This is a genomic window from Lysobacter sp. GCM10012299, from assembly GCF_042649405.1.
Lineage (GTDB): Bacteria > Pseudomonadota > Gammaproteobacteria > Xanthomonadales > Xanthomonadaceae > Lysobacter_J.
In genome coordinates, this window is record NZ_JBHRZC010000002.1 from 297,241 (window position 1) to 313,560 (window position 16,320).

Sequence of the window (16,320 nt, forward strand, 5' to 3'; positions counted from 1 at the left end):
TGCATAGTGTTTTTATAGTCGGCTTGCGTAAGTGGCGGCGATTGCACCGCCGATCATCGAAGCCCGTGCGCCAGGATTGGCAATATGAAAGACCGTTCCAGAACGTAGCGCGATGGTAGACGCAGGCATTGCTGCACAAATTCCATTGCATACGTATTCATCGCCGCCGCCTGCATGCAATCGGGGGGTGCAAGCGTTTTCCGGGCGCACGCGGGCAGCGCCGTCCGCTTCAGGGCGGACGGAGCGGGACGGCCCGGCACCGGTGATCGGTGCCTAGGGCGTTGCTGCAGCCGGCGCCGGCAGGTAATCGCGACAGCGCGGCAACGCGCTCGCCGCGGGCGTGGCGTAAGCCCAGTGCAGGAATACCGGCAGCATGCGAGCCCACGACGCCTGGTTGTGGCGGCCGTCGGCAAGCAGCAGGAAATCGACGTCTGACTGCGGGCGGCACGGCGCGTACGCCAGCGATGCCCGATACCCCAGGCCCGTCATGCCGTGCAGATCGCGGTCGCCTTCGAGGCCACCGCGAATCAGCGTGAGGGCATCATCGAGGGCGTCGAAGACGCCGTCATGGTCGCGATCGTCGGTCTCCTCGCTGCTGCCCACGGCGACGAACATGCGCAGGCCGTCGCGCTTCGGGCCGCGCTCCACCAGCGCCTGGGCGAGGCGGTCATCGCCACCTTGTTGCAGCGGCGGCAGCCAGAACGAAGGCGAGAACGCGCCCACGCGCGCGAACAGTTCCGGGTACTGCCAGCCCATGTCGAACGCCTGCAGCGCACCCAGCGACCAGCCAAGCATGGTGCGATCGGCGGCCTGCGCGCGCGTGCGGTAATGGCTGTCGACATAGGGAACGAGCGTGATGGCCAGCCACTGCGCGTAGTCATGCGCGCGCGAACCGATCGGCCCGAAGCGCGACGTGCCGGGCAGACTGGTGCCGGCGGCGCGATCGGACAGGCCGTAGGTGCCCATGCGATCGCTGAGCATGTCGATCGCCACCACGATCACCGGCTCGATCGCGTCCTGCGAGTAGAGGCGCGACAGCGTGGACTCGAGGCCGACGGCCGCCATGTCCTGGCCGTCATTGATATAGAGCACCGGATAGCGGCGGTCGGACGCCTCGTCGTAACCCGGTGGCAGGTACACCGCCACTTTCACCTGCTCGGGCGCGAACGCAGGCGCCTGCAGCTGCACGCGCACCGGTTCGGCGTGTGCCGTCAGTGCAAGCGATGCCGCCAGTGCGAGCGCGAGCGCGGTGAGGACGGCTCGCGTGCACATCGCGTGTCAGCCGATCCGCGCGAAGTAGACGGCGTGCGCCGGCAGATGCAGCTGCCCTGCATCGATTCGTCCGGCCAGCAGGCCGTGGTCATCCACCGCGACCGGCGCGCCCAATTGCGCCGGAACCGCCCACTGCTGCGGCTGCGACGACAGGTTGAACACGACCAGCAGCGATTCGTCGTCGCTGCGGCGGGTGAACGCCAGCACCGGCTCCGGCGCGTCCAGGAACGTGATGTCGCCGGCGACCAGCGCCGGATGCGCCTTGCGCCAGCGCATCAGGTGGCGCACGCCATTGAGCACGGAATCGGTTTGCGCATCCTGCACCGCTACGCTGCGCGCGCTGTGGGTCTCGGCCACCGGCAGCCACGGCTTGCCGTCGCTGAAGCCTGAATGCGCCTCGCCGTTCCACGGCATCGGCGTGCGGCAGCCGTCGCGGCCCTTGAAGTTCGGCCAGAACGCGATGCCGTACGGGTCCTGCAGCGATTCGAACGGAACCTCGGCTTCGGTCAGCCCCAGCTCTTCGCCCTGGTACAGGCAGACCGAGCCGCGCAGCGAGCACACCAGCGCCACCAGCTGCTTCGCGAGGGCGTCGGGAGCGTTGTCGCCGCCCCAGCGCGTCACCGCGCGGCGCACATCGTGGTTGGAGATCGCCCAGCACGGCCAGCCGCGGGTCATCTTCGCTTCCAGGTCCTCGACCGTCCCGCGGATGTAGGCGGCGCTGAAGTCGTCGGTCAGCAGCTCGAAGCTGTAGCCCATGTGCAGGCGCTGCTCGTTGACGTACTCGCCCATCGTCGCCAGCGAGTCTTCCGAGGAGATCTCGCCCAGCGTGGTGGCGCCCGGGTACTGGTCGAGCAGCGCGCGCAGGTCCTCGAGGAAGTCGAGGTTCTGCGGCTGCGTGTTGTTGTAGTGGTGGTACTGGAACGCGTACGGATTGTCCGGGCTGAAGCCGCGACCGGTGCGCAGTTCCGCCGGCTTGGGGGGGTTGTCGCGCAGCTGCTGGTCGTGGAAGCAGAAGTTGATCGCGTCCAGGCGCAGGCCGTCGACGCCGCGCTCGAGCCAGAACTTCACGTTGTCCAGCGTCGCTTCGCGCACGGCCGGGTTGTGGAAGTTCAGGTCCGGCTGCGACGACAGGAAGTTGTGCAGGAAATACTGGCCGCGGCGCGGTTCCCAGCGCCAGGCGACACCGCCGAACAGCGACAGCCAGTTGTTGGGCGGCGTGCCGTCGGGCTTGGCATCGGCCCAGACGTACCAGTCGGCGCGCGCGTTGTCGCGGCTTTCGCGGCTTTCCTTGAACCAGGCGTGCTCGACCGACGTGTGGCTGAGCACCTGGTCGATCATCACGCGGATGCCGAGCGCGTGCGCCTTGGCCAGCAGGCGGTCGAAGTCGTCCAGGGTGCCGAACAGCGGGTCGACGTCGCGGTAGTCGGCGATGTCGTAGCCGAAGTCGGCCATCGGCGACTTGAAGAACGGCGAGATCCAGATCGCATCGACGCCGAGGCTGGCCACATAGTCCAGCCGCTCGATGATGCCCGGCAGATCGCCGACGCCGTCGCCGTTGGTGTCAAGGAAGCTGCGCGGGTAGATCTGGTAGATCACCGCGCCGCGCCACCATGCTGCGTCCTTGCCGTGCACGGCCTGCTGCATTGCTGCCTGTCCTTCCGTTGTGACTGCCGCCATCGTCATCCGCGCGCCGCTTGTGTCGTTGGGCGCGCCGGGGGGCACGCATTGGTGCGCACTATTCCACGGCGGGTAGCCACTGGGATTGCCAGGTCCGCCTGCTGGGCGATGAATACGTATGCAGCAAGCGCGTGCGCATCGGTGCCGCGAACTACCATGGCCGCTGTTCGAGAAGGGGCGATGCATGAGTCAAGCCGCAACTGCACGCTGCCAGGCCAGGGTTCCGGGGCTGGTCGCGGGTGCGCTCGCCATTGCCTGCTCGGCCGCGTTCGCGCAGTCACCCGCTGCGCCAGCCGATGTTGCATGGCAGCACGGATTGTCGTGGCGCGGGCAGAACGTCGAGATGGTTGAGGGTGGCCAGGGCTACTCGCTGTCCGGTTCTGCCAAGGCACGCACGATCCCGGCGCAGTCCTTGCGCAGCTCAACCGCAAGCCCGCTGTTCGACGGCCTGTTCGCGATGGCCCAGCTCGAACTGCAGGAAGCACAGGTCGCATCGATCACCGACGGCGCCTTCGACAACGGCAAGCCGATTGCCTGCCCGTGCTTCGAGACTGGCGAGAAGTGGCGCTACGTCTGGACCCGCGACCTCTCCTACGCAGCCGACCTCGCCCTCGCACGGGTGTCGCCCGAGCGCGCGCGCGCCTCGCTGCGCTTCAAGCTCTCCGGCACAAGGCCGCCTGCGGCGCCCGGTGGATTCTTCGTCGCCCAGGACACCGGCTCGGGCGGCAGCTGGCCGATCAGCAGTGACCGGGTGGTGTGGTTCCTGGCGGCGCGCCATCTTGTCGACGGCAAGGACGCAGACAGCGTCCGCTTCAACGACCAGACCTGGCGCGCGCTGACCGACACGCTCGCGCAGGACCGGCAGTTCGTCTTCGACGACAACGTCGGGCTGTACCGCGGCGAGACCTCCTACCTCGACTGGCGCGAGCAGTCCTACCCGCGCTGGACCGCGAACGATGTCGGGTTCATCGCGCAGTCGTTCGCGCTGTCGACCAACGTGTTGCAGTATCAGGCGCTGCGCCTGGGCGAGCAGATGGCCAGGCGTCGCGGCGACGCCCGCGCTGCAACGTATGCGCGCCAGGCCGATGCGCTGGCCGAGGCGATCGACCGCGCGTTCTGGCGCGAGGACCGCGGCCTGTACATGAGTTACATCGGCACCGCCGAGCATCCCGTCCCGTTCGAGGCATACGACCTGCTCGGCCTGTCGCTGGTGATCGAAAGCGGCATCGCCCCGCCGGATCGCGCGCGCCGCGCGCTGTCGCGCTACCCCGCACTGGAAAGCGGCAGCCCGGTGATCTGGCCTCAGCAGCCCGACACCGCGATCTACCACAACCGCGCGATCTGGCCGTTCGTCAGCGCCTACTCGCTGCGCGCCGCGCGCACGGTCGGGCACGCGCCGCGCATCGCCCACGAGATCCGCTCGCTGATGCGCGGTGCGGCGCTGGCCGGATCGAACATGGAGAACTTCGAGCTGGTCACCCAGGCCGTGCACGTCGATGACGACGCGCTCAGCGGGCCGGTGGTCAACTCGCCGCGGCAGCTGTGGTCGGTGGCGGCGTACCTGGACATGGTCATCGAAGGCGTCTTCGGCGTCGGCGAGGACGGCAGCGTCAAGCCGATGCTGCCGGCGGAGCTGGTGCCAATGCTGTTCGGCGATCGCGACGTGATCTCGCTGCAGCTGGCCGACCGCAAGGTCACGCTGCGCCGACCGCGCACGATCGAGGGTGACCTCTTGATCGCCGGCACGACGCGCGTCGACGGCGAGAACACGGTGGTCGAACTGGTCGCCACACGCAGCGCGCCGGCGACGCTGGCGACTGATGCAGCGTCGTTCGCGCCGCCATCGCCGGATGCCCCCGAGCTGCGCGAAATCGGCAAGCACCGGCAGGTCACGCTGCCCGCTGGCACCCGCCTGTACGTCGACGGCAAGCGCAGTGCCGATGCCGGCGCCACGGCGACAACAGTCACGCTGACCGCCCAGCCCTTCCAGCAGTGCGTCAGCCTGACCCGGATCGGCGCCGACGGCCTGGAATCACTGCACAGCCCTACCCGCTGCGCCGGACCGCAGTCGCAGGTCGCCGGCGCGTGGCCGCGGCGCTGGACGGCCCCGGCCGACGGGCGGTTCTCGGTCCGTCTGGACTTCATCAACACCCACGGCCCGATCAACACCGGCATCACTGCGGCGGTGAAGACGCTGGTCGTGGACTGCGCTGGCCAGCCGCAGCAGACCGGGACGCTGGTGATGCCGCACGGCCAGGCGCGACAGCTCTCCAGCGCGGTCGTCTTCGATGCCCGCGCCGGTGCGGCGTGCCGCTTCGACCTGCGCGACGGCTTCAACATGAGCTACCTGAGCCACTTCGCCCATTACACCGGCGGCACGGGTGGGGCCGAAGGGTCTTTGAACTCGGCCGAAGTGGGGGCGCTGCATGTGGTCCCGGTTGCCGTCATCCCCGCGAAGGCGGGGGCCCAGTGACTTCCGCGCTCATCGACGTCAAAGTCGCTGGGTTCCCGCCTTCGCGGGAATGACGGGTTACGGGGATCCATCGCAATGACGGCTAACCATCTCAAGGGGATCGGGACGCAATGACCACCAAACCGCAGCTGTCGTTCTGGCAGATCTGGAACATGTGCTTCGGCTTCCTCGGCATCCAGTTCGGATTCGCCCTGCAGAACGCCAATGTCAGCCGCATCTTCCAGACCCTCGGCGCCAGCGTCGACGAGATCCCCGCGCTGTGGATCGCCGCGCCGCTGACCGGCCTGATCGTGCAGCCCATCGTCGGCTACCTCAGCGACCGCACCTGGACGGGCCTGGGCCGGCGCCGTCCCTACTTCCTCGTCGGCGCAGTGCTGGCCACGCTCGCCCTTTGCGCGATGCCGAACTCGCCGACGCTGTGGATCGCCGCCGGGTTGCTGTGGGTGCTCGACGCGTCGATCAACATCTCGATGGAGCCGTTCCGTGCTTTCGTCGGCGACCAGTTGCCGACCAAGCAGCGCGCCAGCGGCTTCGCCATGCAGAGCTTCTTCATCGGTGTCGGCTCGGTGATCGCCAGCCTGCTGCCGTGGTTCCTGGCGCAGGTCGGCGTGGGCAACACCGCCGGCCCGGGCGAAGTGCCCGACACCGTGCGCTACGCGTTCTACTTCGGCGGCGCGGTGCTGATGCTCTCGGTCGGCTGGACGATCGTGCGCACGCGCGAGTACCCGCCGGAGGTGCTGCGCGCGCACGACACGCTGCAGCGCGCGCCGCAACGCACGCTCGACCACGCGCGCGCACGCCGCAACGGCGCGGTGTGGCTGCTGCTCGGCGCGGCCGGCGCCTACGTGGTGACGCACTACAACCTCGACCGACAGCTCTACGTGCTCGCTGGCCTGGCCGCCGGTTACGGCCTGGCGCTGCTGGTGGTGACGCTGATGCGGCGCGACAGCGCCTTCGCCCACATCATCAGCGACATGCACGACATGCCGGCGGAAATGCGCCGCCTGGCGGTGGTGCAGTTCTTCTCCTGGTTCGCGCTGTTCGGCATGTGGATCTACACCACCGGCGCGGTCACCGGCGTCCACTACGGCACCAGTGACACCGGCTCGGCCCTCTACAACGAAGGCGCCAACTGGGTCGGCGTGCTGTTTGCCGCCTACAACGGCTTCGCCGCACTGGCCGCGGTGGTGATCCCGTGGATGGTGCGCCGCATCGGCCTGCGCATGAGCCACCTGGTCAACGTGTGGCTCGGTGGCCTCGGCCTGATCTCGTTCCTCTTCATCCGTGACCCGCACTGGCTGCTGCTGTCGATGGTCGGCGTCGGCTTCGCCTGGGCCTCGATCCTGTCGCTGCCCTACGCCCTGCTGGCCGACAGCGTGCCGGCGGAAAAGATGGGCGTGTTCATGGGCATCTTCAATTTCTTCATCGTGATCCCGCAGCTGGTCGCGGCCAGCCTGCTCGGCTTCCTGCTCAAGACCTTCTTCGGCGGCCAGCCGATCCAGGCGCTGACGATTGGTGCCGTCAGCCTGTTCGTCGCCGGACTGTGCGTCCTGCGCGTGCAGGACCCGCGCGCGGCCACTGTTGCCACCAGCCACTGAGACCCATCGATGCCGAACCCGAAGTTCCGACCGCTCGCCGCCACGCTGCTGGCCATACTCTCCGCACAAGCAGCAGCTGCCGACCGGGCGCCGGACTACTACGGAACGCTAGAACCGTTTGCCAGCGAGTCGGTGTACTTCGTCGTCACCGACCGCTTCGTCAACGGCGACACCAGCAACGACCATCGCGAACAGGGCGGTCCGGATCCGGCGACGCGCACGTTCGACCGGCCCGTGCCCGGGCCGAACGGCGAAACCGACAACATCGGTTACCTCGGGGGCGACTTCAAAGGCGTGCTCGACAACGTCGGCTACATCCGCGACATGGGTTTCACCGCGGTGTGGATCACGCCCATCGTCGACCAGCCAGATGCCGCGTTTACCGGCGGCAAGCCGGTCAGCTGGGGCAGCTTCTGGACCGACCAGGGCAAGACCGGCTACCACGGTTACTGGGGCGTCAATTTCTACAAGCTCGACGAGCACCTGCCCAGCCCGGGCCTGGATTTCGCCGGCTTCACCCAGGCCATGCACGGCCAGGACATGAAGGTCGTGCTCGACATCGTCGGCAACCACGCTTCACCGGCATTCTCGATGCCGAAGAGCCAGCCGGAGTTCGGCAAGGTCTACGATCGCGACGGCAAGCTGCTCGCCGACCACCAGAACCTGCCGCCGGAGAAGCTCGACCCGGTGCACAACCCGCTGCACGCCTTCTACCGCTCGCCGGCGGAGATCGCCGAACTGGCCAGCTTCAACGACGGCAACCCGGCCGTGCTCGACTACCTGTCCGGCGCCTACCTGCAGTGGCTGGGGCAGGGCGCCGATGCACTGCGCATCGACACCATCGGCTGGATGCCGCACACCTTCTGGAAGCAGTTCGCCGACCGCATGCGCGCGCAGCGGCCGGGCCTTTTCATGTTCGGCGAGAACTTCGAATACGACCCGGCCAAGATCGCCCCGCACACGTGGGCGAAGAACGGCGCGATCAGCGTGCTCGACTTCCCGATGAAGGAGCGCATGTCGCAGGTGTTCGGCCGCGGCGACAAGCCGCACGGCTTCGAAAACCTGCAGCCGCGGTTGTACCTGCAGGGCGGGCCGTACGCGAATCCGTACGAGCTGATGACCTTCTACGACAACCACGACATGCCCCGCCTGGATGCCAGCGACGAGGGCTTCATCGACGCGAACAACTGGTTGTTCACCGCGCGCGGCATCCCGGTGGTCTATTACGGCTCGGAAGTCGGCTTCATGCGCGGTCGTGCCGAGCATGCGGGAAATCGCAATTACTTTGGGCAGGAGCGGGTGAATTCGGCGGTCGGCAACCCGATCCGCGAGAACCTGAAGCGGATCGCCAAGGTCCGCGCCGCGTCACCGGCTCTGCAGCGCGGCGTGCAGCTCGATGTGGAGCTCAAGGGCGATCGCGCCGCGTTCTATCGCGTCTACCAGCACGAAGGCGTGTCGCAGATCGCGCTGGTGCTGCTCAACAAGGGTGACCAGCCGGCGCAGTTCGAGGTTAAGCGCTGGTTGCAGGCGGGGCGGTGGAAGGCGGCGATCGGCGGTGGCGAGGTGGATGTCGCCGCTGGCAAGGCGCTTGCGGCGACCGTGCCGGCGCATGGCGTCGAGGTGTATCTGCTCGATGCGCCGGTGGCCCGCGCCGACCTTCGGCGCGAACTGGATGCGGCGATGCGGACGAAGCGCCCGCAGTAACGAATCGGGGCCTCAGGCCCCGCTCGACTTGCGCACCACCAGCGAGGCCGGCAGCGTGATGCTCTGCGTCGTCTCGCCGTGCACCTGGCGCATCAGCGTCTCCACCAGCAGTTCGCCGGCACGCTTGGTGTCCTGGAACACCGTCGTCAGCGGCGGCGTGGCGAAGCGCGCCATCGGGATGTCGTCGAAGCCGACCACGGCGACGTCTTCCGGCACGCGCAGCCCGGCGTCGGCCAGGGCCCGCATCGCGCCAATCGCGATCAGGTCGCTGGCGGCGAACACCGCATCGAAGGCGCCGCCGCGTTCGATGAGTTCCGCGGCGGCGTTGTAGCCGTCCTCTTCCGAACTTTCCGCATCGACCTGCAGGATTGCCTCCATCGCCCCGCCGACTTCGCGCAGTGCAGCGTCGCAGCCGCGGAAGCGGTCGAAGAACTCCGGGCAATGGCTGGAGGCGCCGCCAAGGAAGGCGATGCGTCGACGCCCTTGCGCCACCAGGTGCTCGCCGGCCAGGCGGCCGCCATTGAAGTTGTCGCAGCCGATCGATTGCCCCGGCTGGTCCGGCAGCACCGCGCCCCAGCGGACGAAGCGCGTGCCCTGTTCGACCAGCTTTTCCAGCTTGCCCTGGTAGGCCAGGTAGTCGCCGTAGCCGAGCAGGATCAGGCCGTCGGCCTTCATGCTGTCCTCGTAGTCGGCGTGCCAGTCGTCGGACAGCTGCTGGAACGAGATCAGCAGGTCCTGGCCCTCGCGTGCGCAGGCGCGGGTGATCGAGCCGACCATCGACAGGAAGAACGGGTTGATGTGTGACTCGTCCGGGGTCGGGTCCTCGAACAGCAGCAGCGCCAGGGTGCCCGAGCGCTGGGTGCGCAGGCTGGAGGCGTGGCGGTCGACCTTGTAATTGAGCTCGCGGACGGCGTCCTCGACCCGGCGCCGGGTCTCGGCGTTCACCAGCGGACTGCCGCGGAGCACGCGCGACACCGTCGCCTGCGAGACACCGGCCCGGTGGGCGATGTCGAGCGAGGTGGTCTTGGTCTTCTTGCTGCGACCGACGAACTGCAATTGGGACATTCGGCCAGTGTAGGGAGCACTGTCCCGTAAGGCATGCCGCAGCGCAGCGCAGTGGGTGTGGGTGGGTGTTGCCCCGGGTGCGCTTCGCTTACCCGGGCTACGTTGCTGTGGTGTCGACGCCGGGACCCGGGTGCGGCCTTTGGCCTTACCCGGGCTACATCGGGCGTAGCCCGGGTAAGCGAAGCGCACCCGGGTCCCGCACGGCGGCCACCGTCGACACCAAATGACGACCTACAGCGTTTCAGGGCCGCCATTGTTCCAAACGCGGCCACCGCTACACTGCGCAAGGCTTGCTATCAGCGGTTACGACCCCACGATGCAGGACAGGTGGGTGCCTTCACGTCGTTTGCGCGAGCAATCGCGACACTGCACCGCCGTTCCGCGCTTTGGCCACATCGCGCGAGCAGGGCATCGGCCCTGCAGATGCGCGGGGCACCTGCCCTGCAAATGGAATTCCCCCCGCGAGGTGCACGTGTCCGGTCCCAGTCATGTCAAGGAAGTAGCCATTGAGGGCCGGGCCGACCTGGTCGAGTTCCTCAGCTCCGGCGCGCGCCCGCGCGAGGACTGGAAGATCGGCACCGAGCACGAGAAGTTCGGGTTCCGCACCGACGACCTGCGTCCGCCGACCTTCGACGGCGACCGTGGCATTGAGGCGCTTCTCAAGGGCCTGACCCGTTTCGGCTGGCAGCCGGTCGAGGAGCATGGCCGCGTCATCGCGCTCACCCGCGACCAGGCCTCGGTGTCGCTGGAGCCGGCCGGCCAGCTGGAACTGTCCGGCGCGCCGCTGGAGAACCTGCACCAGACCTGCAGCGAGACCTCCAGCCACCTCAAGGAAGTGCGCGCGGTCGCCGAGCCGATGGGCCTGGGCTTCCTCGGCATGGGCTTCCAGCCCAAGTGGCGCCGCGATGAGATGCCGTGGATGCCCAAGGGCCGCTACAAGATCATGCGCGAGTACATGCCCAAGGTCGGTTCGCTCGGTCTGGACATGATGACGCGCACCTCCACGGTGCAGGTCAACCTCGACGTCGGCTCCGAGGCCGACATGGTCAAGAAGTTCCGCGTCTCGCTGGCGCTGCAGCCGATCGCCACGGCGCTGTTCGCCGACTCGCCGTTCACCGAGGGCAAGCCCAACGGCTACCTCAGCTACCGCTCGCACATCTGGACCGACACCGATGCCGGCCGCACCGGCCTGCTCGATTTCGTCTTCGAGGACGGCTTCGGCTACGAGCGTTATGTGGACTACCTGCTCGATGTGCCGATGTACTTCGTCTACCGCGACGGCGAGTACATCGATGCGTCAGGCCAGTCGTTCCGCGATTACCTCGACGGCAAGCTGCCGGCCTACCCGGGCCATCGTCCGCTGCTGCGCGATTGGGCCGACCACAGCACCACCGCCTTCCCGGAAGTGCGCCTGAAGAAATACCTGGAGATGCGCGGCGCCGATTCGGGCCCGTGGAACCGTATCTGTGCATTGCCTGCGTTCTGGATCGGCCTGCTCTACGACGATGCCGCGCTCGATGCCGCGTGGGACCTGGTCAAGGATTTCACCCTGGAAGAGCGCCATGCCCTGCGCGACGGCGTGCCGCGCCAGGCACTGAAGCTTCCGTTCCGTAACGGCACGGTGCTCGACCTGGCGCGCAAGTCGCTGGAGATTTCCGCGCACGGCCTGGCCCGGCGCGCGCGCCTCAACCGCAACGGCGCCGACGAATCGATCTACCTGGACCCGATGATGGAGTTCGCCGAAGCCGGCATCACCCCGGCCGAGCGCAAGCTCGAGCTGTTCCACGGCCCGTGGGGCGGCAACGTCGATCCGGTGTTTACCGAGTTCGCGTACTGACCAGGGGCTTCGCCCAAACCGGGGTCAGAGTGCTATTTCCGCTCGGCACGAGTGGAAAACGTACTCTGACCCCTGTTTCCTATGACCCCTGTTTCCTAGAACCGCGAAGCCACCAGCTTCACGTCCGCCCATTCCCACGCCGCCGCATACCGCCGCTCGGTCTCGCTCGCGTCCTGCTTGAGCTTCTTCTGCGCCTGCGCCAGGCCGTACAGCGACCAGCCGTTCTCCGGGTAGGTCTTGAGGTCTTCCTCATAGACGACCACCGCGTCCTTGGCGCGACCGGCATCCAGCAGTGCCGCGCCCAGGTACGGACGCACCGGCAGCGGCCAGTCCGGCGGTTCGTTGTAGTTGAGCTTGTCCTCGGCGGCGACGGCTTCGCGCAGCGCCGCCAGTCCCGGCTTGCGCTGCTTCTGCGCCAGCGCGATCTCGCCGCGCAGCATCGGCTCGGCCACGGCCAGCACGCGGTCGGCACTGTTCATGCCGAACAGCCCGACCTTCGCCAGCTCGGGGTCGGCGGCGATGGCCTTCAATGCTTTCAGCTCCTTGAGCGCGGCAGCCGGCTTATCCGTGCGCACCAGCGCCATGCCGCGTGCGAAATGCCAGACGCCGCGCGGGAACGGCAACGCCGCCGGGGCCGCTTCCGTCGCCAGGATCGCATCCCACTCACCGAAGCGGACCTGCGCGAACAGCGGGGTGACCAGGAACTGCTGCATGAAGCTCATCGCTTCCATCTGCGGCGGGTCGACCCGCTTGGCGGTCTGCTCGGCGGCCTGCATCGTCAACGTGCGCGAGCCGTGCAGCGCGGCCGACATCGCCGCGAAGTGCCAGTTGTGCGGGACGTAACCGAGCGGGTACGCGCCATTGCTGCCGCGACACACGGCCAGGAAATCCTTGTCGGCGGTGCTGGCGGCCAGGTTGCTCAGGGTGGCGTCGTGGTAGCGGCCGATGCGGATGTAGACGTGCGCCGGCATGTGCACCAGGTGGCCGGAGCCCGGCGCCAGCGAAGCGAGCTTGTCGGCATAGCCTTCGGCACGCTTGGGATCGTTCGACGCTTCGACGGCGTGGATGTAGTAGTGGGCCGCGCCAATGTGATTCGGATTGCGCTGAAGCACCTTCTCCAGCATCGCCACCATCGTGCCGGTGTGCTCGCCCGCCTGGCCGTTGGCGGTCCAGTACGCCCACGGCGACAGGTCCATCAACGATTCGGCATAGAGCGTGGCGATGTCGTCGTCATCGGGGAACTGCGCCGCGGCTTCGCCCATCGCTTTGGCGTAGGCCTCGTCCAGCGGTTTGCGGTCGTCGGGCGCGGGCGCGGTGTAGCGCTTGGACAGCGCGGCGATCAGGGCGCGGTCCGCGGGCTTGGCGTTCGCGGCCAGCTCCTGCGCGCGCGACGCCAGCAGGGTGGCGTCGGCGGACAGTTCCGGCGGCATCGGCAGGTTGATGTTGGGGCCCAGCACCAGCGCCTGGCCCCACACGCACATGGCGCATTTCGGGTCGAGGCGCTCGGCCTGGGCGAAGGCGCGGCCGGCGGCTTCGTGGTTGAAGCCGTAGGCCATGCGCAGGCCCTGGTCGAAGTAACGCTGCGCTTCGGGCACGCGCGTGCCGATGTCGCGGTGCAGTTGGCCGAAGGTGTCGAACAGCGGCGGAGCGGCCGCGGCCTTCTCGTCGCGGGTGGTCGGGGCTTCGCAGGAAAGCAGGGCGAAACAGCTCAGCAACAGAACAAGCGTTCGAGTCATGGCAGTCGCGCGGGTAGGGGCCAAGGGTATTGAACGTCAGCCACGGCCCCGGCAGGTCGCCGGGGCCATGAACAGGCGCCGGGGCAGACCGCGACCACCCCGCCCATCCGTTGCGACTGAAACGGTCGCCGTTAAATGTTGCAGTGCGGTAGGCTCGGCGGATGACCATGAGCCGCGCCACCGTGTCTGCCTCCCAGTCGAGTGCTGAGCCCGCCGAAGAGCCACTGCGCACCGTCGAGTTCGCGCCCAACGATGCCCTGCTTCGCGAAGACGTCAAAACCGTCGGCGCCCTCGTCGGCGAGATCCTCGCCGAGCAGCGCGGTCCGCAGTTCCTGGCCGAAGTCGAGCGCCTGCGCCGCGCCGCGATCCGCCGCCGCGAAAGCCAGGCGCCGGTCGCCGAACTGGCGCAGGCGCTGGCCGGCACCGAGCTTGAACACGCCGGCGATCTCGTCCGAGCCTTCGCCACCTACTTCCAGGCGGTCAACGTCGCCGAGCGCGTGCACCGCATCCGTCGCCGCCGCGACTACGAGCGCCGTGGCGCCAGCGCGCAGCCGGGCAGCCTGCGCGAGGTGCTGTCGTCGCTGGCCGCGCAGGGCGTGAGCCTGGACGAAGTGACCAGCCTGCTGTCGCGGCTGCGCATCGAACCGGTGTTCACCGCGCACCCGACCGAAGCGGTGCGGCGCGCGCTGCTGGAAAAGGAACGGCAGATCGTCACCTGCCTGATCGACGACATCGACCGCAGCCGCACGCCGTACGAACACCGCGCCGACCTGGAGCGCATGCGTCTGGCGCTGACCGCCGGCTGGCAGACCGCCGAAGCCTCGCCGGTGAAGCCGAGCGTGGCCGACGAATTCGAGCACGTCGGCTTCTATCTCTCCGAAGTGCTGTACCGCGTGCTGCCGGTGTTCTACGAAGTGTTCGAGGATGCCCTGCGCGAAGCCTACGGCGAAGCGACGCCGGCGCCGGAAGTCATCGGCTTCGGCACCTGGGTTGGCGGCGACATGGACGGCAACCCGAACGTCGGCGCCGATACCATCGCCGCCAGCCTGGCCGGGCAGCGCAAGCTGGTGCTGGGCGCGTACCGCCAGGAAGTGTCGGCACTGGGCGAACTGCTGAGCCAGTCGCTGGGCCGCGTCAGCGTCGCCGACGAGGTGATGCTGCGCATCGAGGAGTACCGCTACCTGTTGCCCAAGGCCGCGGCGGCGCTGCGTCCGCGCCACGCCGACATGCCCTACCGCAACCTGCTGGCGCTGATCGGCGCGCGCCTGCGCGCCACCGCCGAGGACCATGTCCACGGTTACCCGGATGCGGCGACCTTCCTCGCCGACGTGTTGCTGATCGAACGCAGCCTGGCCGCGCACCAGGGCGAGCACGCCGGCGGCTTCGCCGTGCGCCGCCTGCGCCGTCGCGTCGAATGCTTCGGCTTCCACCTCGCCAGCCTCGACCTGCGCCAGGATTCGGCGACGCACGACGCCGCCCTGGCCGAGCTGCTCGCCGACCCGGCCTGGGAATCGCACACGCGCGAACAGCGCGCGCAGCGCCTGCATGCGCTGCTCGACGGCAGCGCGCCGGCGCCGACGCTCGGCAATGGCCAGGCACGGCCGACGCTGGAAGTGTTCCGCGCGGTGGCGCGACTGCGCCCGCGCTACGGTCCGCGCGCGTTCGGCCCCTACATCGTCAGCATGAGCCGCAGCGCCGCCGACGCGCTGGCGGTGCTCGCCCTGGCACGCATCGCCGGCTGCATCGACGGTGACGGCCGCGTGCCGCTCGACGTCGCGCCGCTGTTCGAAACCGTCGACGACCTCGATGCCGCGCCCCACACATTGCGCGCGCTGTTCGCCGACCCGGTCTATCGCCGGCACCTCGCCGCGCGCGGCGACCGCCAGGTGGTGATGCTCGGCTATTCCGACAGCGCGAAGGACGGCGGCATGCTCGCCTCGCGCTGGGCGCTGCAGCGCACCCAGATCGCGCTGACCGCACTGGCGCAGGAAAGCGGCGTGCGCATCGCCTTCTTCCACGGCCGCGGCGGATCGATCAGCCGCGGTGGCGGCAAGACCGAGCGCGCGGTGATCGCCGCGCCACGCGGTTCGGTCGACGGTTACCTGCGCCTGACCGAACAGGGCGAAGTGATCCATCGCAAGTACGGCATCCGCGCGATCGCGCTGCGCAACCTCGAACAGGCCACCGGCGCGGTGCTGCGCGCGACCCTGCGGCCGCGGCCGCCGGAGCCGCGCGAGGCGACCTGGCGCGCCATCACCAACGAGCTGTCGGCCAACGCGCGCAGCCATTACCGCGCGCTGGTCCACGAGCATCCGGACTTCCCGGCCTATTTCCGAGCCGCCACGCCCATCGACGTGATCGAACGCCTGCGCATCGGTTCGCGCCCGAGCAAGCGCGCCGGCGATGGCGATGTGTCGTCGTTGCGGGCGATCCCGTGGGTGTTCGCGTGGTCGCAGAACCGCGCCGGCCTGACCGCCTGGTACGGCGTCGGCAGCGCGCTGGAGCAGGCGCTGCAGACGCACGGGCGCGACACGCTGGCGGAGATGGCGCGCGACTGGCCGTTCTTCGGCACGCTCATCGACGATCTGGAAATGATGCTGGCCAAGTCCGATCCGGCAATCTTCGAGCGTTACTCGCAGCTCGCCGGCGACCTGCACGAGCGTTTCCATCCGGGCATCGCCGCGGAATTCGAGCGCACGCGCGCCGCGGTGCTGGCGATCAAAGGCAGCGACGAGCTGCTGGCGGGCGATTACCGGTTGCGGCAGTCGATCCGCTTGCGGAACCCGTACGTCGATCCGATCAGCCTGCTGCAGGTGGACCTGCTGGCGCGCTGGCGCGCCGCCGGGCGTCCGGACGATGAGCTGCTGCAGGCGCTCATGGCGACGGTCAACGGCATCTCGGCGGGGATACAGAACACGGGGTGAGGGTCGGGCGGTCCCGGGTGCGGCCTTTGGCCTT

9 protein-coding genes are annotated in these 16,320 nt (G+C 68.5%); 5 read left to right on the forward strand and 4 right to left on the reverse strand.

Features of this window, described 5'->3' with window-relative positions; genetic code table 11:
- Positions 1-273: 273 nt before the first annotated feature.
- Both ACFOPO_RS05655 and ACFOPO_RS05660 read right to left on the reverse strand, forming a co-directional pair.
- Positions 274-1,272 carry an alpha/beta hydrolase gene (locus ACFOPO_RS05655; protein ID WP_386701785.1) on the reverse strand — a complete coding sequence of 333 codons (999 nt, stop codon included), beginning with the start codon at positions 1,270-1,272 and terminating at the stop codon, positions 274-276.
- A 6-nt stretch (positions 1,273-1,278) separates the two neighbouring features.
- Positions 1,279-2,916 carry an alpha-glucosidase family protein gene (locus ACFOPO_RS05660; protein ID WP_386701787.1) on the reverse strand — a complete coding sequence of 546 codons (1,638 nt, stop codon included), beginning with the start codon at positions 2,914-2,916 and terminating at the stop codon, positions 1,279-1,281.
- Positions 2,917-3,133: 217 nt separating this feature from the next.
- On the opposite strand from ACFOPO_RS05660, the gene ACFOPO_RS05665 reads away from it, so the two are divergent.
- The 3 genes from ACFOPO_RS05665 (at position 3,134) to ACFOPO_RS05675 (ending at position 8,724) form a co-directional block, all read left to right on the forward strand.
- Positions 3,134-5,422 (forward strand): Six-hairpin glycosidase-like protein, encoded by a 2,289-nt coding sequence (locus ACFOPO_RS05665; RefSeq protein ID WP_386701789.1) that lies wholly within the window; start codon positions 3,134-3,136, stop codon positions 5,420-5,422.
- 110 nt (positions 5,423-5,532) lie between these two features.
- Positions 5,533-7,020 carry an MFS transporter gene (locus tag ACFOPO_RS05670; RefSeq protein WP_386701791.1) on the forward strand — a complete coding sequence of 496 codons (1,488 nt, stop codon included), beginning with the start codon at positions 5,533-5,535 and terminating at the stop codon, positions 7,018-7,020.
- Positions 7,021-7,029: 9 nt separating this feature from the next.
- On the forward strand, positions 7,030-8,724 hold the full coding sequence (locus tag ACFOPO_RS05675; RefSeq protein ID WP_386701793.1) for an alpha-amylase family glycosyl hydrolase: 1,695 nt from the start codon (positions 7,030-7,032) through the stop codon (positions 8,722-8,724).
- Positions 8,725-8,736: 12 nt separating this feature from the next.
- Here the strand turns inward: ACFOPO_RS05675 and ACFOPO_RS05680 are convergent, their stop codons facing one another.
- Entirely contained in the window at positions 8,737-9,789 is a 1,053-nt protein-coding gene (locus ACFOPO_RS05680; protein WP_386701795.1) for a LacI family DNA-binding transcriptional regulator, read from the reverse strand.
- Between the two features lie 472 nt (positions 9,790-10,261).
- Between ACFOPO_RS05680 and ACFOPO_RS05685 the strand changes: the two genes are divergently transcribed.
- Positions 10,262-11,626 (forward strand): glutamate--cysteine ligase, encoded by a 1,365-nt coding sequence (locus ACFOPO_RS05685; protein ID WP_386701797.1) that lies wholly within the window; start codon positions 10,262-10,264, stop codon positions 11,624-11,626.
- A gap of 95 nt (positions 11,627-11,721) precedes the next feature.
- Here ACFOPO_RS05685 and ACFOPO_RS05690 read toward each other — a convergent pair whose 3' ends face one another.
- Positions 11,722-13,362, reverse strand: a complete 1,641-nt coding sequence (locus tag ACFOPO_RS05690) for a tetratricopeptide repeat protein (protein ID WP_386701799.1) — start codon at positions 13,360-13,362, stop codon at positions 11,722-11,724.
- 167 nt (positions 13,363-13,529) lie between these two features.
- Here ACFOPO_RS05690 and ppc point away from each other — a divergent pair, with 167 nt between their 5' ends.
- Positions 13,530-16,286: a phosphoenolpyruvate carboxylase gene (gene ppc / locus ACFOPO_RS05695; protein WP_386701801.1), complete on the forward strand. Its 2,757-nt coding sequence runs from the start codon at positions 13,530-13,532 to the stop codon at positions 16,284-16,286.
- Positions 16,287-16,320 lie beyond the last annotated feature (34 nt).

What these genes read in the sequence shown, in the direction of transcription:
- ACFOPO_RS05655 (WP_386701785.1), bottom strand. Translation starts at nt 1,272, where the DNA reads ATGTGCACGCGAGCCGTCCTCACCGCGCTCGCGCTCGCACTGGCGGCA.
- ACFOPO_RS05660 (WP_386701787.1), bottom strand. Translation starts at nt 2,916, where the DNA reads ATGCAGCAGGCCGTGCACGGCAAGGACGCAGCATGGTGGCGCGGCGCG.
- ACFOPO_RS05665 (WP_386701789.1), top strand. Translation starts at nt 3,134, where the DNA reads ATGAGTCAAGCCGCAACTGCACGCTGCCAGGCCAGGGTTCCGGGGCTG.
- ACFOPO_RS05670 (WP_386701791.1), top strand. Translation starts at nt 5,533, where the DNA reads ATGACCACCAAACCGCAGCTGTCGTTCTGGCAGATCTGGAACATGTGC.
- ACFOPO_RS05675 (WP_386701793.1), top strand. Translation starts at nt 7,030, where the DNA reads ATGCCGAACCCGAAGTTCCGACCGCTCGCCGCCACGCTGCTGGCCATA.
- ACFOPO_RS05680 (WP_386701795.1), bottom strand. Translation starts at nt 9,789, where the DNA reads ATGTCCCAATTGCAGTTCGTCGGTCGCAGCAAGAAGACCAAGACCACC.
- ACFOPO_RS05690 (WP_386701799.1), bottom strand. Translation starts at nt 13,362, where the DNA reads ATGACTCGAACGCTTGTTCTGTTGCTGAGCTGTTTCGCCCTGCTTTCC.
- ppc (WP_386701801.1), top strand. Translation starts at nt 13,530, where the DNA reads ATGAGCCGCGCCACCGTGTCTGCCTCCCAGTCGAGTGCTGAGCCCGCC.